Annotated in this window: 21 protein-coding genes; 13 read left to right on the forward strand and 8 right to left on the reverse strand. The window is 67.7% G+C overall.

Annotated elements, in window-relative coordinates; translation table 11 throughout:
- Positions 1 to 77 precede the first annotated feature (77 nt).
- From pyrG to AC5FRZ_RS04075, 3 genes are read left to right on the forward strand one after another with little or no spacing between them, the layout of a single operon-like run.
- On the forward strand, positions 78 to 1,727 hold the full coding sequence (gene pyrG, locus AC5FRZ_RS04065) for a glutamine hydrolyzing CTP synthase (RefSeq protein ID WP_170093527.1): 1,650 nt from the start codon (positions 78 to 80) through the stop codon (positions 1,725 to 1,727).
- A complete protein-coding gene (gene guaA / locus AC5FRZ_RS04070; RefSeq protein WP_493563929.1) occupies positions 1,727 to 2,644 on the forward strand; it encodes a glutamine-hydrolyzing GMP synthase in 918 nt (305 codons plus the stop codon). The genes pyrG and guaA overlap by 1 nt, the downstream gene beginning before the upstream one ends.
- A complete protein-coding gene (locus AC5FRZ_RS04075) occupies positions 2,641 to 2,952 on the forward strand; it encodes a DUF7126 family protein (RefSeq protein WP_372479581.1) in 312 nt (103 codons plus the stop codon). The genes guaA and AC5FRZ_RS04075 overlap by 4 nt, the downstream gene beginning before the upstream one ends.
- On the opposite strand, the gene AC5FRZ_RS04080 is transcribed toward AC5FRZ_RS04075, so the two are convergent.
- The 4 genes from AC5FRZ_RS04080 to AC5FRZ_RS04095 form a co-directional block, all read right to left on the reverse strand.
- Positions 2,949 to 3,218 (reverse strand): hypothetical protein, encoded by a 270-nt coding sequence (locus AC5FRZ_RS04080; protein WP_170093530.1) that lies wholly within the window; start codon positions 3,216 to 3,218, stop codon positions 2,949 to 2,951. The genes AC5FRZ_RS04075 and AC5FRZ_RS04080 overlap by 4 nt on opposite strands.
- A 129-nt stretch (positions 3,219 to 3,347) precedes the next feature.
- Positions 3,348 to 4,355 carry a WD40/YVTN/BNR-like repeat-containing protein gene (locus AC5FRZ_RS04085; RefSeq protein ID WP_493563930.1) on the reverse strand — a complete coding sequence of 336 codons (1,008 nt, stop codon included), beginning with the start codon at positions 4,353 to 4,355 and terminating at the stop codon, positions 3,348 to 3,350.
- A 244-nt stretch (positions 4,356 to 4,599) separates the two neighbouring features.
- Positions 4,600 to 5,313 carry an MBL fold metallo-hydrolase gene (locus AC5FRZ_RS04090; RefSeq protein ID WP_493563931.1) on the reverse strand — a complete coding sequence of 238 codons (714 nt, stop codon included), beginning with the start codon at positions 5,311 to 5,313 and terminating at the stop codon, positions 4,600 to 4,602.
- Positions 5,314 to 5,351: 38 nt separating this feature from the next.
- Positions 5,352 to 5,981: a MogA/MoaB family molybdenum cofactor biosynthesis protein gene (locus AC5FRZ_RS04095; protein WP_493563932.1), complete on the reverse strand. Its 630-nt coding sequence runs from the start codon at positions 5,979 to 5,981 to the stop codon at positions 5,352 to 5,354.
- Between the two features lie 116 nt (positions 5,982 to 6,097).
- On the opposite strand from AC5FRZ_RS04095, the gene AC5FRZ_RS04100 reads away from it, so the two are divergent.
- From AC5FRZ_RS04100 to AC5FRZ_RS04110, 3 genes are read left to right on the forward strand one after another with little or no spacing between them, the layout of a single operon-like run.
- Positions 6,098 to 6,253, forward strand: coding sequence for a hypothetical protein (locus AC5FRZ_RS04100; protein ID WP_170092366.1), 156 nt, complete (start codon positions 6,098 to 6,100; stop codon positions 6,251 to 6,253).
- A gap of 31 nt (positions 6,254 to 6,284) precedes the next feature.
- Complete coding sequence (locus tag AC5FRZ_RS04105; protein WP_493563933.1) at positions 6,285 to 7,343, forward strand: zinc-binding dehydrogenase; 1,059 nt, start codon at positions 6,285 to 6,287, stop codon at positions 7,341 to 7,343.
- Positions 7,336 to 7,629 (forward strand): DUF7977 family protein, encoded by a 294-nt coding sequence (locus AC5FRZ_RS04110; protein WP_153552527.1) that lies wholly within the window; start codon positions 7,336 to 7,338, stop codon positions 7,627 to 7,629. Before AC5FRZ_RS04105 ends, AC5FRZ_RS04110 begins: the two co-directional genes overlap by 8 nt.
- A gap of 100 nt (positions 7,630 to 7,729) precedes the next feature.
- Here AC5FRZ_RS04110 and AC5FRZ_RS04115 read toward each other — a convergent pair whose 3' ends face one another.
- Genes AC5FRZ_RS04115 through AC5FRZ_RS04125 form a run of 3 tightly spaced genes read right to left on the reverse strand, consistent with a single transcriptional unit; the run spans position 7,730 to position 10,544 of the window.
- Positions 7,730 to 8,800 (reverse strand): ABC transporter ATP-binding protein, encoded by a 1,071-nt coding sequence (locus tag AC5FRZ_RS04115; RefSeq protein WP_493563934.1) that lies wholly within the window; start codon positions 8,798 to 8,800, stop codon positions 7,730 to 7,732.
- The gene (locus AC5FRZ_RS04120; RefSeq protein WP_493563935.1) at positions 8,797 to 9,603 is read right to left on the reverse strand and encodes an ABC transporter permease; all 807 of its coding nucleotides are present in this window, start codon (positions 9,601 to 9,603) and stop codon (positions 8,797 to 8,799) included. Before AC5FRZ_RS04120 ends, AC5FRZ_RS04115 begins: the two co-directional genes overlap by 4 nt.
- Entirely contained in the window at positions 9,600 to 10,544 is a 945-nt protein-coding gene (locus tag AC5FRZ_RS04125; protein ID WP_493563936.1) for an extracellular solute-binding protein, read from the reverse strand. Before AC5FRZ_RS04125 ends, AC5FRZ_RS04120 begins: the two co-directional genes overlap by 4 nt.
- 79 nt (positions 10,545 to 10,623) lie before the next feature.
- Between AC5FRZ_RS04125 and AC5FRZ_RS04130 the strand changes: the two genes are divergently transcribed.
- The 3 genes from AC5FRZ_RS04130 to AC5FRZ_RS04140 all read left to right on the forward strand — a co-directional run bounded on the left by AC5FRZ_RS04130 (position 10,624) and on the right by AC5FRZ_RS04140 (position 12,097).
- Entirely contained in the window at positions 10,624 to 11,334 is a 711-nt protein-coding gene (locus tag AC5FRZ_RS04130; protein WP_170093538.1) for a TOBE domain-containing protein, read from the forward strand.
- An 87-nt stretch (positions 11,335 to 11,421) separates the two neighbouring features.
- A complete protein-coding gene (locus tag AC5FRZ_RS04135; RefSeq protein WP_170093539.1) occupies positions 11,422 to 11,652 on the forward strand; it encodes an Lrp/AsnC family transcriptional regulator in 231 nt (76 codons plus the stop codon).
- A gap of 121 nt (positions 11,653 to 11,773) precedes the next feature.
- Positions 11,774 to 12,097 carry a DUF7991 family protein gene (locus AC5FRZ_RS04140; protein WP_493563937.1) on the forward strand — a complete coding sequence of 108 codons (324 nt, stop codon included), beginning with the start codon at positions 11,774 to 11,776 and terminating at the stop codon, positions 12,095 to 12,097.
- Positions 12,098 to 12,169: 72 nt separating this feature from the next.
- On the opposite strand, the gene AC5FRZ_RS04145 is transcribed toward AC5FRZ_RS04140, so the two are convergent.
- Positions 12,170 to 13,090 (reverse strand): complex I NDUFA9 subunit family protein, encoded by a 921-nt coding sequence (locus AC5FRZ_RS04145; RefSeq protein ID WP_208628397.1) that lies wholly within the window; start codon positions 13,088 to 13,090, stop codon positions 12,170 to 12,172.
- 154 nt (positions 13,091 to 13,244) lie between these two features.
- Here AC5FRZ_RS04145 and tmk point away from each other — a divergent pair, with 154 nt between their 5' ends.
- From tmk to cofC, 4 genes are all read left to right on the forward strand, one after another.
- A complete protein-coding gene (gene tmk, locus AC5FRZ_RS04150; RefSeq protein ID WP_493563938.1) occupies positions 13,245 to 13,841 on the forward strand; it encodes a dTMP kinase in 597 nt (198 codons plus the stop codon).
- A 147-nt stretch (positions 13,842 to 13,988) separates the two neighbouring features.
- The gene (locus AC5FRZ_RS04155; RefSeq protein WP_170093543.1) at positions 13,989 to 15,173 is read left to right on the forward strand and encodes a tubulin/FtsZ family protein; all 1,185 of its coding nucleotides are present in this window, start codon (positions 13,989 to 13,991) and stop codon (positions 15,171 to 15,173) included.
- Complete coding sequence (locus AC5FRZ_RS04160; protein WP_372479572.1) at positions 15,148 to 15,930, forward strand: hypothetical protein; 783 nt, start codon at positions 15,148 to 15,150, stop codon at positions 15,928 to 15,930. Before AC5FRZ_RS04155 ends, AC5FRZ_RS04160 begins: the two co-directional genes overlap by 26 nt.
- The gene (cofC, locus tag AC5FRZ_RS04165; RefSeq protein WP_493563939.1) at positions 15,931 to 16,542 is read left to right on the forward strand and encodes a 2-phospho-L-lactate guanylyltransferase; all 612 of its coding nucleotides are present in this window, start codon (positions 15,931 to 15,933) and stop codon (positions 16,540 to 16,542) included.
- Positions 16,543 to 16,575: the final 33 nt, after the last annotated feature.

The following is a 16,575-nucleotide window of genomic DNA, read 5'->3' on the forward strand; positions in this document are numbered from 1 at the left end:
CTCGCCGCTTCGCGCCCGACCACAGGCCGGTCTCGCCATCCCGAAATGGTTTTGACGCCACGGAGTCCACCGTCGGTATGCCGACGGAACCTGAGACTGACTACGACCCGGAACTGGGTCGGAAGTTCATTTTCGTAACGGGAGGCGTGATGTCCGGGCTGGGCAAGGGGATCACCGCCGCCAGTACCGGCCGACTGCTGAAAAACGCGGGCTTCGACGTGACCGCGGTCAAGATCGACCCGTACCTCAACGTCGACGCCGGGACGATGAACCCCTTCCAGCACGGCGAGGTGTACGTGCTCAAAGACGGTGGGGAGGTCGACCTCGACCTGGGGAACTACGAGCGGTTCCTCGACATCGACATGACCTTCGACCACAACATCACGACCGGCAAGACCTACCAGCACGTCATCGAGAAAGAGCGGGCCGGCGACTATCTCGGCAAGACGGTCCAGATCATCCCCCACATCACCGACGACATCAAGCGCCGGATTCGAGAGGCCGCGAAGGGCAACGACGTGTGTATCATCGAGGTCGGGGGCACCGTCGGGGACATCGAGGGGATGCCCTACCTCGAAGCCCTGCGCCAGTTCGCCCACGAGGAAGACGACGACGACATTCTCTTTACCCACGTCACGCTCGTGCCCTACTCGATGAACGGCGAGCAAAAGACCAAGCCGACCCAGCACTCGGTGAAGGAACTGCGCTCGATCGGGCTCCAGCCCGACATCCTCGTCGGCCGCTCGGAGGACAAACTCGACATCGACACCCGCGAGAAGATCGCGCTCTTCTGTGACGTGCCGACCGAGGCGGTGTTCTCTAACCCCGACGTCTCTGACATCTACCACGTCCCGCTGATGGTCGAAGAGGCGGGGCTCGACCAGTACGTGATGGAGCAACTCGACATCGCGGACGAGGCGCTCCCACCCGAGCAACGGGAGAACCGCTGGCGCGAACTCGTCACCCAGCAGACGACCGGCGAGGTCGACGTGGCACTGGTCGGCAAGTACGACCTCGAAGACGCCTACATGTCCGTCCACGAGGCGCTGAAACACGCCGGCCTCGAAGCGAACGTCGACGTGAACGTCGAGTGGGTCGACTCCGAGGAGATGAGCGACCACCACGTCGACCGACTCCACGACGCCGACGCCGTCGTGGTCCCCGGTGGCTTCGGCTCTCGCGGGACCGCGGGCAAGGTCGAGGCGATCCGCTACGCTCGCGAGAACGACGTGCCGTTCCTGGGTCTGTGTCTGGGCTTCCAGATGGCCGTCGTCGAGTTCGCCCGGAACGTCCTCGGACTGGCGGGCGCACACTCCGCAGAGCTGGACGAGGAGACGCCACATCCGGTCATCGACATCCTCCCCGAACAGTACGAGGTCGAGGACATGGGCGGGACGATGCGACTGGGGGCCCACGAGACCGACATCGAACCGGGGACGCTGGCCCACGAGCTGTACGGGGCCGACAGCTGTACCGAACGCCACCGCCACCGCTACGAGGTCAACCCCGAGTACATCGAGCGCATCGAGTCCGAAGGGATGACCTTCTCGGGGCGCGCCAACAACCGTATGGAGATCCTCGAACTGCCCGATCACCCGTACTTCATCGGGACACAGTTCCACCCCGAGTTCCGCTCGCGACCGACGCGTGCCAGCCCGCCGTTCGTCGGGCTCCTCGAAGCAGTGCTCGACGACACCGCGGCCGCCGATCCGGAGGTGAGCCACTGATGGTCGACGTCGACTCGTTCGTCGACGAGAAGGTCGACGAGATCGCCGACGCCGTCGGCGAGAAAAACGCCGTCATCGCGCTGTCCGGTGGCGTCGACTCCTCGACGGCCGCCGCGCTGGCCTACGAGGCCGTCGGCGACCAGCTCACGCCGGTCTACGTCGACACGGGACTGATGCGCAAAGGCGAGACCGACGAGATCCGCGAGACCTTCGACTACATGGACTCGCTGCGGATCGTCGACGCCACGGACCGCTTCCTCGACGCCCTCGAAGGCGAGACCGACCCCGAGGAGAAGCGCCACATCATCGGCGAGCAGTTCATCAGGGAGTTCGAGACCGTCGCCAAGGACGTCGAGGCCGACTACCTCGTCCAGGGGACGATCTACCCGGACCGGATCGAGAGCGAGGGTACGATCAAGTCCCACCACAACGTCGGCGGCCTCCCCGAGGTCGTCGACTTCGAGGGGATCGTCGAGCCGATGCGGGACCTCTACAAGGACGAGGTCCGCGAGGTCGCCCGCGCGCTCGACCTGGAGGAGGTCGTTTCCGAGCGGATGCCCTTCCCCGGCCCCGGTCTCGCGGTGCGGATCATCGGCGAGGTCACCGAGGAGAAACTCGAAGTCGCCCGCGAGGCCAACCACGTCGTCGAGGACGAACTCGAAGAGTACGAGCCGTGGCAGGCACTCGCAGCGGTGATCGGCAAGGCCACGGGCGTCAAGGGCGACAACCGCGTCCACGGCTGGGTCGTCGCCGTCCGCTCGGTCGAGTCCCGTGACGGCATGACCGCCCGCGCACAGGAGATCGACTGGGAGACCCTCCAGCGCATCCAGTCGCGGATCACCGGCTCCCACGAGAACGTCGCTCGCGTCGTCTACGACGTGACCCACAAACCGCCCGCGACCATCGAGTACGAATGAACGTCGTCGTCGCCGGCCCGGACGAGGGTGCGATCGCCGACGCGATCGCGGCCGAGGGCCACACGATCACGGAAGCGCCGGTCGGCAATCGACCGGGACTCGAAGAGGCGGGCGTACACGAGGCCGACGTGTACCTGCTGACGGATCTCGAACAGGCGACGTCGATCGCCGTCGCGAAGGACCTCAACCCCGAGGTCCGCGTCGTCGTCTACGCCGAGGGCTCGCTGCCCGACTTCGCCAGCCGACAGACGGATCTGGTCGTCGATCCGCAACTGCTCGGCCCCGAAGCCGTCGCCGAAGAACTCTAGTGGCCCCGCATCGCCTCCATGGCGATCGCGGCCGCCGCCGCTCGGTCCGGTGCGCTGTCGAGCACCAGTGAACGATCGTTGTACAGTTCTCGCACCTGCCACTCCTGCCCGTCACCTGGTGCGCGCACGAGCGTCGGGACGACCTCGACACGTCGCCCCGACTCGTCGTGTTCGTACACCACCGGCGTCGCCGACGAGTACTTGCGGTCCCGATGGGTCGCACGGACTCTGTGCCACCCGTCAGGGGGAGTCGTGTGAACGGCCATCGCGTCTCGTCGTCGACACTCTATGGTAAAAAGTGACACACCAATACTGTTGGGTAGTCGACAAAAATCGCTCGCGGTTCGGAACGGAATTTTTCGGGCCGGTACGCCGGGCGGCCGTCGTCGAACAGTTCAGGACCGAGGAGGGCGGTGACCGGTAGGAGGGCACTGTCGCGGTGACCGACGCTTACGCTCGACGATCGCGCCGCCGGCACCGACGGCGATGTCTACGTCGCCGCGGACGACGGCCTTCAGGTTCGCGCCGGTCGGGGTCTGTTCGGCCGCCCAGCCTTCGCCCGCGTCGCGGTCGAAGACGGCACCGCCGCCGCCGACGGTGAGCCCCTCGCCGCTCTCGACTTCGAGGTCGCGGAGGCCGGCGTCGCCGTTGTCGGCGCGACGCCACTCGCTGCCGTTCCAGCGGTACACCGAGCCGCCACCGCCGGAGACCCACACGTCGTCGAAGCCGTCGGAGTCGACGCCGTAGAAATTGTAGTTGGCGTTCTCGATCCCCAGCCGGTCCCACGTCGTGCCGTCTTTCGTGTACAGGACCGTCTGGTTGCCGTCGACGATGTGGCCCGAGCGGTCGTCGAAGAAGTCGATGGCGTTGATCGCCGAGCCGGAGGCGGGAGTTACGTCCTCCCAGCTGCCGGTCTCGCCGTTCTCGAAGCTGTAGTACAGCTTCCCGGAGTCGCCGGCCACGTAGACGTTCGCGCTGCCGGCCGCGCCCGTCACCGAGATGTCGTTGAAGTTGTTGGTCACGTCCATCGGTGCCGAGTGGTCGTTCACGACGCCCGACTCGACGTCGAGTTCACCGATCGCGCCCGACGAGCCGACGAACCAGAGCCGTTTGCCGTCGTCTGTCACGTCCGCGCCGTAGAGGTTGTTGCCGTTGCCGCTCGGACCGCCGTCGAGCACCTTGCGCCAACCCGTGGGCGTCCGTTCGAGGACGATACCGGCACCGCCGACGGCGTACGCGCCCGCGGACGTGGACTCGACATCGAACAGTGTGTTGCCCGTCGGCGACTCGACGGCCGTCCACGTGCGTTCGCCAGCCTGTGCGCCTGCGGGGACCGCAGCGGCGGCGACCGCCGCTCCGGCCGACTTCAGGACCGTTCGTCGGGTGGCAGTGTCGTCGAACATCGCACCTGGGTGGTGGGTTGGTGGCCACTTAGTAGCGGGAAGCGTTTCAACGAACTTTACGCGAGTTTCCCGTCTGTTGCTCGATTTTATCGTCCCGGTAGAGCGTTTACACCGTCGGATCTGGGCATGAAATCGCATAAACCGAACGAATGGTTCGATCGCTAACTGTCGGGGCTATAGTAGAAATTGAAACGATTTACACACCGATTGCACTGCTGTCGTGCGATCGGGTGTGCATTGACGTTCAATGGCTACGATACTCTCGTCGCCGGTTCGCGACCTCGGCCAGCCGATCACGGCCGTCACGCTCGAACGGACGGCCGTGTCCGACGCCCAGTACCTCGAAGGCGGGCGCTCGTCCGTCCAGATCCGCGATGCTGCGCGCGACCTCGTCGGTGGCGTAACTGAGGAGCCACGGCGACGGCTGGAGCGAACCGCCCGACTCCCGTACCAGATCGCCGAGCAGGCCGACCGACGCCGCCTCGCTGACGTAGGCGACGTGGCCGGGCGTGTGGCCCGGCGTCGCGTAGACGGTGAACGTCCCGACGGTGTCGCCGTCGGTGACCTGCTCGACGGGATTCTCGGGCGGCGAGACGAAGCCGGCCATCGCCCGCTGGAACAGTCCTTTGTGGTTGTGCCAGGGCGGCCGCCGTCGGCCCGCGACCAGTTCGGCGTCGGCCTCGCCGACGTAGATCGGCGCGTCGAGGCCGTCGAGTCCCGCCAGTCCGCCGACGTGGTCGACGTCGTAGTGCGTGACCAGAATTCGCTCGATGTCGGCCAGTTCGTAGCCGGCCTCGGCGATCCCCTCGACGAGTCGGCTGCCGTGCCAGGGCAGTCCCGCGTCGACCAGCGTCACGCCGGAGCCAGCGCCGTCGCCCGCGACCGCTTCGTCGATCAGGTAGGCGTTGACGCCCCGGAGGTCGAACCACCAGACGCCGTCCGCGAGCCGAGTGACCATACCGTCGCGTTGGCCGCGTGGCCGCAAATGGGTTTGGCCTACGGCTCCTCGTCGATCCGGTCGGAGAGCCGACCGATCTGCTCGACGACGATCTCCTCGGTGCCGAGACGGGCTCCCTCGACGGAGCCGGGGAGGCAAAACACCGGCGTCCCGTCGGCGATGCCCGCTGCCGCCCGAGTGGCGATCACGTCGGTCCCGACTGCCTCGTAGAACCGTCGTCGAAACAGTTCGCCGAACCCCGGGAGTGCCTTCTCGAACAGCGGATGGACGGCCTCGACGGTGATGTCGCGCGTGCTGGTGCCGGTCCCGCCGACGGTGACGACGCCGTCGACGTCCCCGCGGTTGACGAGCGCGTCGACCGCGCCCTGGACGCCGTCGTGGTCGCGACCGAGCAGCTCGCGGGTCACCAGCTCGTGGGGACCCAGCGCGTCGATGACGGCGTCACCGACGGGATCGTCCTCGACGCTCCGGTCGTCGGCGACGGTGACGACGGCGACGCCGGCCACCGGTCCCCGATCGGATTCGTCGGCCTCCGCCGTCGTCTCGGGCTCGTCCGGCGCGGACGATTCCGACTCGTCGTCCATCGGCTCGTCGGACTCCGAGTCCGTCTCAGATTCCCCTCGCTCGTCGTCCCGCGTCCGGCGGTTCCGTGACTGGAAGTCGACCATGGTCCGGCTTCGCAGTGCCGCGGATAAATAGCTCGTGGCCTTCGCCCGGTCACTTCGACGTGTGCCTTGTATTATCAAATCAAAATGATTAAGTGACATGTATGTGGGCTGAACGTATGGAGGAAGCGTTTCACGTCGTCTGCCACGAGTGCAGCGAGGAGGGGGTCTACGAGAGCCGATCCGACGCAGTTGCCACACGGGAAGCACACGCCGACGGGACGAGTCACCGGGTCAGTATGCTGGCGATCGGCCCGGCGGTCCCGAACCCCTAGGGTTTAGACGATGGTGGCCTGACCACCAGCTATGGATGCCGTCCAGTTCGCCGCCCACGGCGACCGCGAGGTCGTCGAGTACGGGCCGTCTCCCGAGCCCGCACTCGACCCCGACGACGTTCTCCTCGACGTGCGAGCCGGAGCACTGAACCACCTCGACGTGTGGACTCGCCGCGGACTTCCGGGGATCGACCTCGACTTTCCCCACGTCCCCGGGAGCGACGCCGCGGGCGTCGTCGTGGCCGTCGGAGACGCGGTCGAGCGGTTCGGCCCCGGCGATCGCGTCGCCGTCACCGCCGGACGCAGCTGTGGGACCTGCGAGTTCTGTCGCGACGGTGAGCCGACGCTGTGTGTGAACTACGAGATCCTCGGCGAACACTGTCCGGGCGTTCACGCCGAGCGGACCGCGGTCCCGGCCGACGCGCTCGTCCCCGTTCCGGAGGGCGTCGACTGGACGACCGCGGGGGCCGCGCCGCTGGTCTTCGGGACTGCCTGGCGCATGCTCCACACCCGCGGCGAGATCGACGCCGGAGAGACGGTCCTCGTTCTGGGAGCGAGCGGCGGCGTCGGCCACGCGGCGGTCCAGATCGCCGACCACGCCGGCTGTGAGGTGATCGCGACGGCCAGCAGCGACGAGAAGCGTGCGACCGCTCGTCGGCTGGGTGCGGATCTCGCGATCGACTACGAGGCCGAAGACTTCGCCGACGTCGTCCGCGCGGAGACCGGCCAGCGCGGCGTCGACGTGGTCGTCGATCACGTCGGCGCGGCCACCTGGAGACAGTCGCTGCGCAGTCTCGCGAACGGCGGCCGACTGTTGACCTGCGGGGCGACCACCGGCCCGACGCCGGAGACGAACGTCAACCGGATCTTCGGCAACCAGCTCTCCGTCCACGGCTCGACGATGGCCGGTCCCGGCGAGTTCGACGACGTGCTCGAACTGGTCTGGGACGGGACCTTCGAGGTGCTGATCCGGGCGGTCCTCCCGATGAGCGAGACCGCACGCGGCCACGAACTGCTGGAGGACCGCGAGGGGTTCGGCAAGGTCGTCGTCGTTCCGGACAGCGAGTACGAGGGAGGAGCCGATGAGTAGCGACGACGACGCGGGCTACGTCCATCGACCCAGCGGCGAACCGCCGTCGAGCGGCGACGGCGAACGCGAGTTCGACTGGCGAGGGTGGACGCTGGTCGCCACCGTGATCTTCGCCTTCATCGTCGCTCCCGGCGCGCTCCTCCTCCTCCCGGCCGCACAGTCGTTCGTCCAGTCGCTCGGGCTGACGTTGCGTGACGCCTACCTGGTTCTCCCACTGCTCCCGGCGTTCCTGCTCGGTTCCGTCGCCGTCTGGTCGGCGATGCGCGCTCGTTCCGGCGGTGCGTGATACGGACGGTCGTCGCAAGCAGTGAGCGGCTCCCTGGTGGCGACTCACTGCTTGCGACGACACCGGTCCGTGCGAGCGCGACCGTGATTTTCCCGGCAGGTCACTCTCCTGCCGTGTCGGCCCCGAAGCGCGTCACCTTCGCCGCCGGCACCCGAACTGTCACCGTCGTCCCCACTGCCGGCGGCTCGGACTGGCGCTCGACGACGACCGTCTCGTCGGTCGGGAGGGTGACCGACACGTCGTAGCGCGACCCCCGGTCCGTGACGTGGCTCACCGCCCCGCTCAGCGTCGGCACCGTGTCGGTGCTGTCCGAGCCGGCCAGCGTCAGCTCCGCCGGGCGGACGTGACACGACACCGAGGCTCCGACCGGTCTGTCGCTCCGGGCCTCCGGCAGTGTCAGCGTCTGCTCGCCGACCGCGAGTACGAGCGGCTCCGGTTCGACGACGGTCGCCTCGACGGTGTTCGACCGTCCGAGAAACGACGCGACGAAGGGCGTGGGGGGCGACTCGTACAGCGCCCGTGGCGTGTCGACTCCCGCGATCGCGCCCTCGTTCATGACGACGAGTCGATCCGCGAGCGCCATCGCGTCCGCCTGATCGTGGGTGACAAACAGCGTCGTGACGCCGGTCTCTCGCTGGATGCGACCGATCGCCCGCCGCAGCTCTTCGCGGAGGCTGCGGTCCAGTGCCGACAGCGGCTCGTCGAGCAGCAGTACGTCCGGCTCCGGTGCCAGCGCCCGTGCCAGCTCCACGCGGCGCTTCTGGCCGCCGCTCAGTTCGGCGGGGGAGGCGTCGCGCCGCGACGCGAGCGAGACCAGTTCGAGGTGGGTCTCGACGAGTGCGTCGATCCGCGAGCGGTCGACCTCGCGTGCTTCGAGCCCGTAGGCCACGTTCTCGCCGACGGTCATGTGGGGGTACAGCGTCGATTCCTGGAAGACGACACTCACCCGTCGGCGTTCGGGCGGCTGCCGAGTCACGTCCTCGCCGCGCAGCCAGATCCGGCCCGCGGTCGGGCTGAGGTGGCCGGCGATCGCCTGGACGATCGTCGTCTTGCCACAGCCACTCGGCCCGAGCAGCCCGACGATCTCCCCGTCTGCCAGCGAGAACGACACGTCTTCGACGGCCGTCTTCGAGCCGTAGCGGTGCGTGAGGCCGCTGACTTCGAGGGTCATCCGTCGACCACCGTCGGCACGTGTCCGAGCCGCTGGACCGTGGTGACGACGACGACCGTGATGGCGAGCAACGCCAGCGCGAGCGGGACGATCGCGTCGATCCCTCCGGCGATGAACTCGACCCAGATCCGGGTGGGGATCGTCCGGGGGTTGTACGCGACCATCATCGTGGCACCGAACTCCCCGACCGCTCGCGCGAACGTGAGGACGACGCCCGCGACGATCGCGCCCCGTGCCAGCGGGAGCGAGACGTTCCAGAACGTCGCCAGCGGTCCGTACCCGAGCGAGCGCGACGCCTGTTCCAGTCGCTCGTCGACGGCACCGAAGCCGGCCCGCGCCGTGACGACGACGAACGGGCCGGCGACGAACGTCTGGGCGAGGATCACGCCCGCGAGACTGTCGGTCAGCGGGAGGCCCGCCGCCAGCGCCGCGCGGCCAAGCGGCGTGAAGCGCCCGACCGCCGTCAGGAGCATTGCGCCGCCGACCACCGGCGGCACGACCAGTGGCAGGACGACGATCCCCTCGATCAGGCGCTTCCCGCGGACGGACGTTCGAGCGAGCGCGTACGCCAGCGGGACGCCGAACAGCGTCGAAACCAGGGTGGCGACGGGGGCCGTCAACAGCGAGTTCCGGATCGCGCGCTGCGCTGGCGGGGCCGACAGTCCGGCGACGACGTTCGACGCGCCAGTCCGCGAGAGGAAGGCCACGAACGGGACGACGAAGTGGACGAGCAGGACACCGCCCAGCAGCGCCGGCACGAGCCGGCTCGGCGTCCGAAGGTGTCCTCGGTCGAACGCTCTCACACTGTCACCTCCGAGGGGACCGAGCCGTGTTCGCCCGGCAGTTGCTCGCTCACGCGCAGGCCGGCAGCCCTCAGCACGGACGGATTCGCACAGAGGAACCGAACGAGTGCCCGCCCGCCCGCCGGATCGTCGGCGTCGTCACAGACGGTCGCACTGTAGAGGATCGGCCGTCCCGTCGCGGTGTAGCCGTCGTCGGTCGTGTACGAGACTGTCGCGTAGTGGTCTGCCAGCGCCGGGTTCGAAAAGTTGTAGCGGTCCGGAAACGCCACGAAGGGCAGCCCGCGGTCGGCGGCCATGTTCTCGTAGACGACTGCGCCAGCACGAGACCCCGTCTCGACGCCCGCGAGCAGCTGTGGCTCGTCTGGCTCGGTGTACAGCCGCGGGACCACCCGATCGCGAAAGCCGTCGAGGTCGTGTGCCCGCTGTGCGAGTTCGAACGCCTGGAGCGCGCGATAGCCCAGCGGGTCCAGCTCCGGGTCGCCGATGGCGATGGCACCGTCGTCGGCGTCGTCGACGACCTCGTACCACGGGGTGCCGGCCGCCAGCTGTTCGCCCGGCCCCGTCGCCTCGTTGTAGCACAGCCCCAGGCTGTTCGCCGCGAAAGTCACGTCCCAGTCCGTGGCCACCCCGTACAGTCGGTCCCGGAGGAGCGTCGCGTCGGCGCTGACGACGGCGTCGGGCCGCTTGACGCCCTCTTTGACCATCCGCATCACGGCGTTCGATCCGTGGTACTCGCCGTGGATCGCCCGCCCCGTCTGCTCTCTGAACGCCGGGCCGACGTGTCGCTCGACGGTGCGGGCGAGACTGCCGGCACACAGCAGGCCGACTGCGCCGCTTTCCGTTCCCGTGACGCCGGTACACCCCCCGAGTGTCCCCACGCCGACGGCCCCGATCGCGGACAGGAACCCTCGACGGGAGACCGCAGCCCTGGTGTTGTCCATCGTTGTATCACGCCCAACATAACGGGGTTGTGCTGAGTACAACATAACGGTTTTGCTCGCTCCGTCCGTCGGCGTGGGTATGGACACGGACGTGGCCGTCTCGCTGACTGCCGATGAGGTGACCGTCGACGCGTCGGACGCGGCGCTGTTGCGGGCCGTCGACAGCGAGGGATCGCTGAACGCGGCCGCCACTGCGCTGGGCCGTTCGTACTCTCGGGCACACAAGCGCCTGACCGCTCTGGAAGAGACGCTTGGCTCGCTCGTCGAGCGCGAACGCGGGGGAGAGGGCGGCGGTGGGAGCGTCCTCACCGACCGGGGCCGTGAACTGCTGACCCAGTTCGCCCGCGTCCGCACCGTGGTCTCGGGTACGGCCGCCGCGGACGTGATCGCGCTCTCGGGCACCGTTCGCGAGCGAGCGGGACGGCTGGTGACCGCCGAGAGCCCGGCCGGCGAGTTGCACGCGATCGTCGTCGGGGACCGCGAATCGTCGGTCGACACCGGCGACGACGTGACGGTGACGCTGACCGCCGACGCCGTGACGCTCCAGGAGCCAGACGCCGGTCCCTCGGCCACCCGGACGAGTGCCCGCAACCGACTGCGCGGAACGGTGACGGCCGTCGACGAGCGCGACGGCGTCGCGACGATCACCGTCGACGTCGGAGCCGCGACGCCCATCCCGGTACTGGTCACGTCGGCGAGTCGGGCACGTCTCGACCTCGAACCGGGCGATCCCGTCGTGGCGACGTTCAAAGCGACGGCCGCCAGAGTGACACCGCTCTCCGGAGAGTGACCCGGCCGTCACTACCCTCGCCGTCGGCGTCTCGCGAACCACGCGACCGACCTGAAGCTTTTCATGTCATGGGTTCACACAGTACACATGGTCAGTGCATTCATCATGATCAAGAGTTCGGCCGGCAAGTCCCAGGGACTGCTGTCGGAAATCCGCGGTCACGACGGCGTCGGCGAGGCCCACATCGTCGCCGGCAACTACGACATCATCGCCGAAGCGGCCGGCGAGGAAGTGTACGACGTGATGCACACCGTCGCGACGCGGATCCGGGACCTCGACGGCGTCGTCGACACGCGGACCTACATCTGCATGGAGTGAGACCGAGCGGTGGCGACGTGTCCCGGGAGGCGTCGCCAGCAGGTAGCCCTCACCGGTCTATCGTCCGACGCCGTCCGACTCGTCCCGATACTGCAAAGCGTCTCGACTCCCTAGCCCGACCATGGTCGCCGTCATCGATCTCGTCGGACTGCTGGTGATCGTGCTGGTCAACAGCGCCGTCACGGCGTTGATGACTCGGTTCTTCCGCGTGCGACTCGACACGCGCTGGGGGAGTGTCATCTACTCGCTGCTGTTGTGCCCGGTCGTGCTGTTCGTCCTCTTGCTGGTGCTGTCGGGCGTGTTCAAGCTCGGCGGGAATCTCGGCAGTCGCGCACTCGTGGTGTTGGCGACGATCTTCCTCCCGCTGGCGCTGGGACTCACGTTCGACTACGTGTGGATGCCGGCCCCCGACGAGGTAGAACTCCCGGAGACGATGCAACAGTAATGTTCTGGAGGGCCGCGGCGTTCGCTCGCCCGCCGGCCCGAGCACGTCGTCCGGTCGAGGAGACGCCGCCGCTCAGTTCGCGACGCTGGCGGCGATGCCGAGGTACTCGCCGAGCGTCGTCAGCTCGCTCTCTTCGACGCCGAACCGCCCGACGTCGTTGTCGTCGGTCGTGTTGTCGAAGTTCAGTGACCGGTACTGATCGCCGCCCATGGGGAAGCCGGGGACGAAGCCGAGCGTCTTCAGCCCGATCCCGGCCAGTGCCATCGGGAGCGGGACGATGGTGACCGAGCCGTCCGCGGCCTCGTAGACCTGTTCTGTCACCGCTCGCAGCGACAGGACCTCGGGGCCACCGAGTTCGTAGACCTCGCCGACGTGTTCGGCCTCGGTGAGCGCGTCGGCCAGCATCGGCACGAGGTCGCCGACCCAGATGGGCTGGAACCGCGTCTGCTCGCCGCCGCCGGGCAGCGGGTAGATCGGGACGCCGGGCGCGAACATCCCCTTGAGCCGCTTGGTGAACGGGACGAACTCGCCGCCGTCACCGAACACGACGGAGGGACGGACGATCACCCAGTCAAGCGACGAGTCGCGGACGATCGCTTCGGCTCGGCCCTTCGAACGGATGTAGTGGGTCGCACCGTCGGCGTCGGCCCCGAGCGCGCTCATCTGGACGAATCGCTCGACGCCGTGTTCCTCGGCTGCGCGCACGCAGTGCTCCGTCCCACCGCGGTGGACGCGGTCGTGCATCTCGTTGCCGCCCTTCGGCTTGAACAGGGGCGACAGCGCCACGAGGTTGATCGCGGCGTCCTGGCCCTCGAACGCGCCCTCGATGCTGTCGTAGTCGGTCACGTCGCCCGCGACGGCCGTCGCCTCGGCGGGCAGATCGGCGGCGTCGGGCGAGCGTGCCAGCACCGTCACGTCGTGGCCGCGATCCACCAGCGCCGTACAGAGATTCGTCCCGATGAAGCCACTCCCGCCGACGAGCAGTACGTTCATACCCGATATATGACCGGGGACTGATGTAAAGCTAGTGCGCACCCAGTTAGGACGCGCCGCCAGTGTCCTGACAGCCTGTCGAGTGATCTCGGTGGAGCTGCCGGGGCTCCGACCAGTCGGGGCGTTTACGTACGGCCGCGGCGACGGCTCGGGTATGCTGCTCACGCTCGAAGGACTGGACGGCAGCGGAAAGACGACCGCGTGGGAGACGCTCCAGCACCACGCCGCCGTGCCCGACGACGCCGTCTTCACGCGCGAGCCGACGGAATCGTGGTACGGCGAGGCCGTCCAGCGATCGATCGACGACGACGAGGCGGATTCGCTGGCGGAGCTGTTCCTCTATACGGCCGACCACGCCGACCACCTCGCGAACACGGTCGAGCCGGCCCTCGACGCCGGACGACTCGTCGTCTCGGATCGGTACTCCGATTCGCGCTACGCTTACCAGGGGGCGACCCTGAGCGACCGCCTCGACGACGCGCTCGGGTACGTCAGGGACGTACACGCGCCCTGGACCCGACCGCCGGACGCGACGATCTACCTCGACGTGGACGCCGAGACCGCCGCCGAGCGCAGCGGCGCGACCAACAAGTTCGAGACCGCCGACTACCTCGCGGACGTCCGCGAGAACTACGAGCGCCTGATCGCGGCCGAGCCCGACCGGTTCGTCCGCATCGACGCCACCCAGCCCGAGCGGGCCGTCCGGGCGGCCATAGAGGCGGCCGTCGACGAACTCCTGTCCCGAGACTGATGGCTCCCCACCGGTGGCTCGATCCGCCGCTGTCGCGTAGTGTCGACCAGAAAAGTCAACTCGACTACCATATCGTATTCGATATCCTGGCAAAAGGCTTATGCCTGCTTTCCTACTTTCCCTCTTCAAGCGGAGTCTCACCAAGCAATGAAACTCGCGATGATCGGCTTCGGGCAGGCCGGCGGTAAAATCGTCGACAAGTTCCTCGAATACGACGAACGGACCAACTCTGGCATCGTCCGTTCGGCGGTCGCGGTGAACACGGCGAAAGCGGACCTGCTCGGCCTCGAGAACATACCACAGGAGAATCGAGTCCTGATCGGACAGGCGCGCGTCAAGGGACACGGCGTCGGTGCCGACAACGAACTCGGCGCGGAGATCGCCGAGGAGGACATCGACGAGATCCAGGGCGCGATCGACAGCATCCCGGTCCACGAGATCGACGGTTTCCTCGTCGTCTCTGGACTCGGCGGTGGCACCGGCTCGGGCGGTTCGCCGGTCATCGCGAAACACCTCAAGCGCATCTACACCGAGCCCGTCTACGGGCTCGGCGTGTTGCCGGGCAGCGACGAGGGTGGCATCTACACCCTCAACGCCGCCCGCTCGTTCCAGACGTTCGTCCGTGAGGTGGACAACCTGCTCGTCTTCGACAACGACGCCTGGCGCAAGACCGGCGAGTCCGTCGAGGGTGGCTACGACCACATCAACGAAGAGATCGTCAGGCGCTTCGGCGTCCTCTTCGGCGCGGGCGAGATCGGCGACGGCGACAACGTCGCAGAGAGCGTCGTCGACTCCTCGGAGATCATCAACACGCTTTCGGGCGGTGGCGTCTCGACGGTCGGGTACGCCTCCGAGGACGTGGAGATGTCGTCAAACAGCGGTGGCGGCCTGCTGTCGCGGTTCTCCAGTAGCAGCGACGACAGCAACGACATGGACACCGCCAACACCACCAACCGAATCACCTCGCTCGTCCGGAAGGCGGCGCTCGGTCGGCTGACACTGCCCTGCGAGATCGACGGTGCCGAGCGCGCGCTGCTCGTGATGGCCGGTCCCTCTGCCCACCTCAACCGGAAAGGCATCGAGCGCGGGCGCAAGTGGCTCGAGGAGCAGACCGGTAGCATGGAAGTCCGCGGCGGAGACTACCCGACAAACGAGCCCCGCGTCGCCGCCGCGGTGCTCCTGTCGGGCGTCCACAACGTGCCCCGCATCAAGGAGCTCCAGCAGGTGGCAATCGAGGCACAGGACAACATCGACGACATCCGCCAGGAGAGCGAAGATAACTTAGAGCAGTTGGTCGAAGACGACGATGATGAACTTGACCCGCTGTTCTAAGACTGCGACTGCGCTGCTTTGCGTCGCGCTGCTGGTGACCGCGACGGGGACAGCCGCTGCTCTCACTCTCTCTTCGGATGGGGTGCCAAGCGAGGCACAGGTCGGGGAGGAGGTGTCGATGACGTACACGATCGACGATCCCTTCACCGACACGGCCAACGACTGGACGCTCGTCGCGAACACCGAACTCCAGAACGTCCGCTGGACCGTCACCGTCCTCAGGGCCGGCACGCCGGTCGAGGACGGGGAGACGACATACGGCGAACAGTCGTTCGAACAGGATCTGAGCGTCGACAACAACGGCGACGAGATCCAGATCGAACTGGTCGGTGAGGCTCCGGCGGTCGCAAACTACAGCTACGACCCCGAACAGACGTTCACCGTCGCCGCGCTCGACCAGCGGACCGGCAGCAACACCGACGAGCTGGTCAACGACTCCGCCCACCACTACACGAGCGAGAGCCAGGCCGCTCGCGAGGCCATCGACGACGCCCAGAGCGCCATCGACGCCGCAGGTGGCCACCAGGAAGCCGAGGACCTGCTCGACAGTGCGATCTCGTCGTACGAGAACGAGAACTTCGAGAACGCACAGGAGCTTGCGGCCCAGTCTCAGAACACGGCCGACTCCGCCCGCCAGTCCCAGCAGACGACCCAGACGATTCTGATGGCTGCCGGCGTGCTCGTCGTCTTGCTCCTGCTCGGCGGGGGCATCTACTACTGGCAGTCCCAGCAGGGCGACGACTTCTCGAAGCTGTAGATGCGCGTCGTCGTTCCGTTTTCTGCGACCGAACCCAAGACGCGACTCGCGCCAGTTCTGGACGCCGACGAGCGTCGCGCGTTCGCTCGTGTGATGCTCGCGGACGTGCTCGACGCGCTCGATACGGTCGGCGTCGACCCCACGATCCTCGCGACCGAAGCGATCGACCTCGATCGGCCGGTGATCGTCGACGACCGCTCGCTCGATGCGGCGATCAACGATCTGCTCGCGGCGAGTGACGAGCCGGTCGCGGTCGTGATGGCTGACCTCGCGCTGGCGACCCCGGACGCGCTCGACCGACTCTTGGCGGCCGAGGGCGACGTGGTCCTCGCTCCGGGCCGTGGCGGCGGGACGAACGCGTTCGTCGCACGCCACCCCGACTTCCGGGTCGACTACCACGACGCGTCGATCCGCGACCACCGCCGGATCGCTCGCAACGCTGGTGCGACGGTGACCGAGGTCGACTCCTATCGCCTGAGCACCGACGTCGACGAGCCGGCCGACCTCGCGGAGGTCCTGCTCCACGGCGAGCGAGCGGGTGCCGACTGGCTGCGGGGCGCAGGCGTCCAGTTGACCGTCGCCGACGGGCGGACCACCGTCGAGCGATCCTGATCGTCCGGAAGGACTTTTGCCCTCGCAGTTCCG

The organism is Halomicrobium sp. HArcht1-1 (genome assembly GCF_058933285.1).

Bases quoted from the DNA above. Each gene is read 5' to 3' on its own strand.
- AC5FRZ_RS04130 (WP_170093538.1), top strand. From the start codon at position 10,624: ATGGACACGGACGTGGCCGTCTCGCTGACTGCCGATGAGGTGACCGTC.
- AC5FRZ_RS04075 (WP_372479581.1), top strand. From the start codon at position 2,641: ATGAACGTCGTCGTCGCCGGCCCGGACGAGGGTGCGATCGCCGACGCG.
- AC5FRZ_RS04135 (WP_170093539.1), top strand. From the start codon at position 11,422: ATGGTCAGTGCATTCATCATGATCAAGAGTTCGGCCGGCAAGTCCCAG.
- AC5FRZ_RS04140 (WP_493563937.1), top strand. From the start codon at position 11,774: ATGGTCGCCGTCATCGATCTCGTCGGACTGCTGGTGATCGTGCTGGTC.
- AC5FRZ_RS04100 (WP_170092366.1), top strand. From the start codon at position 6,098: ATGGAGGAAGCGTTTCACGTCGTCTGCCACGAGTGCAGCGAGGAGGGG.
- AC5FRZ_RS04160 (WP_372479572.1), top strand. From the start codon at position 15,148: ATGATGAACTTGACCCGCTGTTCTAAGACTGCGACTGCGCTGCTTTGC.
- pyrG (WP_170093527.1), top strand. From the start codon at position 78: ATGCCGACGGAACCTGAGACTGACTACGACCCGGAACTGGGTCGGAAG.
- AC5FRZ_RS04145 (WP_208628397.1), bottom strand. From the start codon at position 13,090: ATGAACGTACTGCTCGTCGGCGGGAGTGGCTTCATCGGGACGAATCTC.
- AC5FRZ_RS04110 (WP_153552527.1), top strand. From the start codon at position 7,336: ATGAGTAGCGACGACGACGCGGGCTACGTCCATCGACCCAGCGGCGAA.
- AC5FRZ_RS04095 (WP_493563932.1), bottom strand. From the start codon at position 5,981: ATGGTCGACTTCCAGTCACGGAACCGCCGGACGCGGGACGACGAGCGA.
- tmk (WP_493563938.1), top strand. From the start codon at position 13,245: ATGCTGCTCACGCTCGAAGGACTGGACGGCAGCGGAAAGACGACCGCG.
- AC5FRZ_RS04155 (WP_170093543.1), top strand. From the start codon at position 13,989: ATGAAACTCGCGATGATCGGCTTCGGGCAGGCCGGCGGTAAAATCGTC.
- AC5FRZ_RS04125 (WP_493563936.1), bottom strand. From the start codon at position 10,544: ATGGACAACACCAGGGCTGCGGTCTCCCGTCGAGGGTTCCTGTCCGCG.
- cofC (WP_493563939.1), top strand. From the start codon at position 15,931: ATGCGCGTCGTCGTTCCGTTTTCTGCGACCGAACCCAAGACGCGACTC.
- AC5FRZ_RS04090 (WP_493563931.1), bottom strand. From the start codon at position 5,313: ATGGTCACTCGGCTCGCGGACGGCGTCTGGTGGTTCGACCTCCGGGGC.
- AC5FRZ_RS04115 (WP_493563934.1), bottom strand. From the start codon at position 8,800: ATGACCCTCGAAGTCAGCGGCCTCACGCACCGCTACGGCTCGAAGACG.
- guaA (WP_493563929.1), top strand. From the start codon at position 1,727: ATGGTCGACGTCGACTCGTTCGTCGACGAGAAGGTCGACGAGATCGCC.
- AC5FRZ_RS04085 (WP_493563930.1), bottom strand. From the start codon at position 4,355: ATGTTCGACGACACTGCCACCCGACGAACGGTCCTGAAGTCGGCCGGA.
- AC5FRZ_RS04105 (WP_493563933.1), top strand. From the start codon at position 6,285: ATGGATGCCGTCCAGTTCGCCGCCCACGGCGACCGCGAGGTCGTCGAG.
- AC5FRZ_RS04080 (WP_170093530.1), bottom strand. From the start codon at position 3,218: ATGGCCGTTCACACGACTCCCCCTGACGGGTGGCACAGAGTCCGTGCG.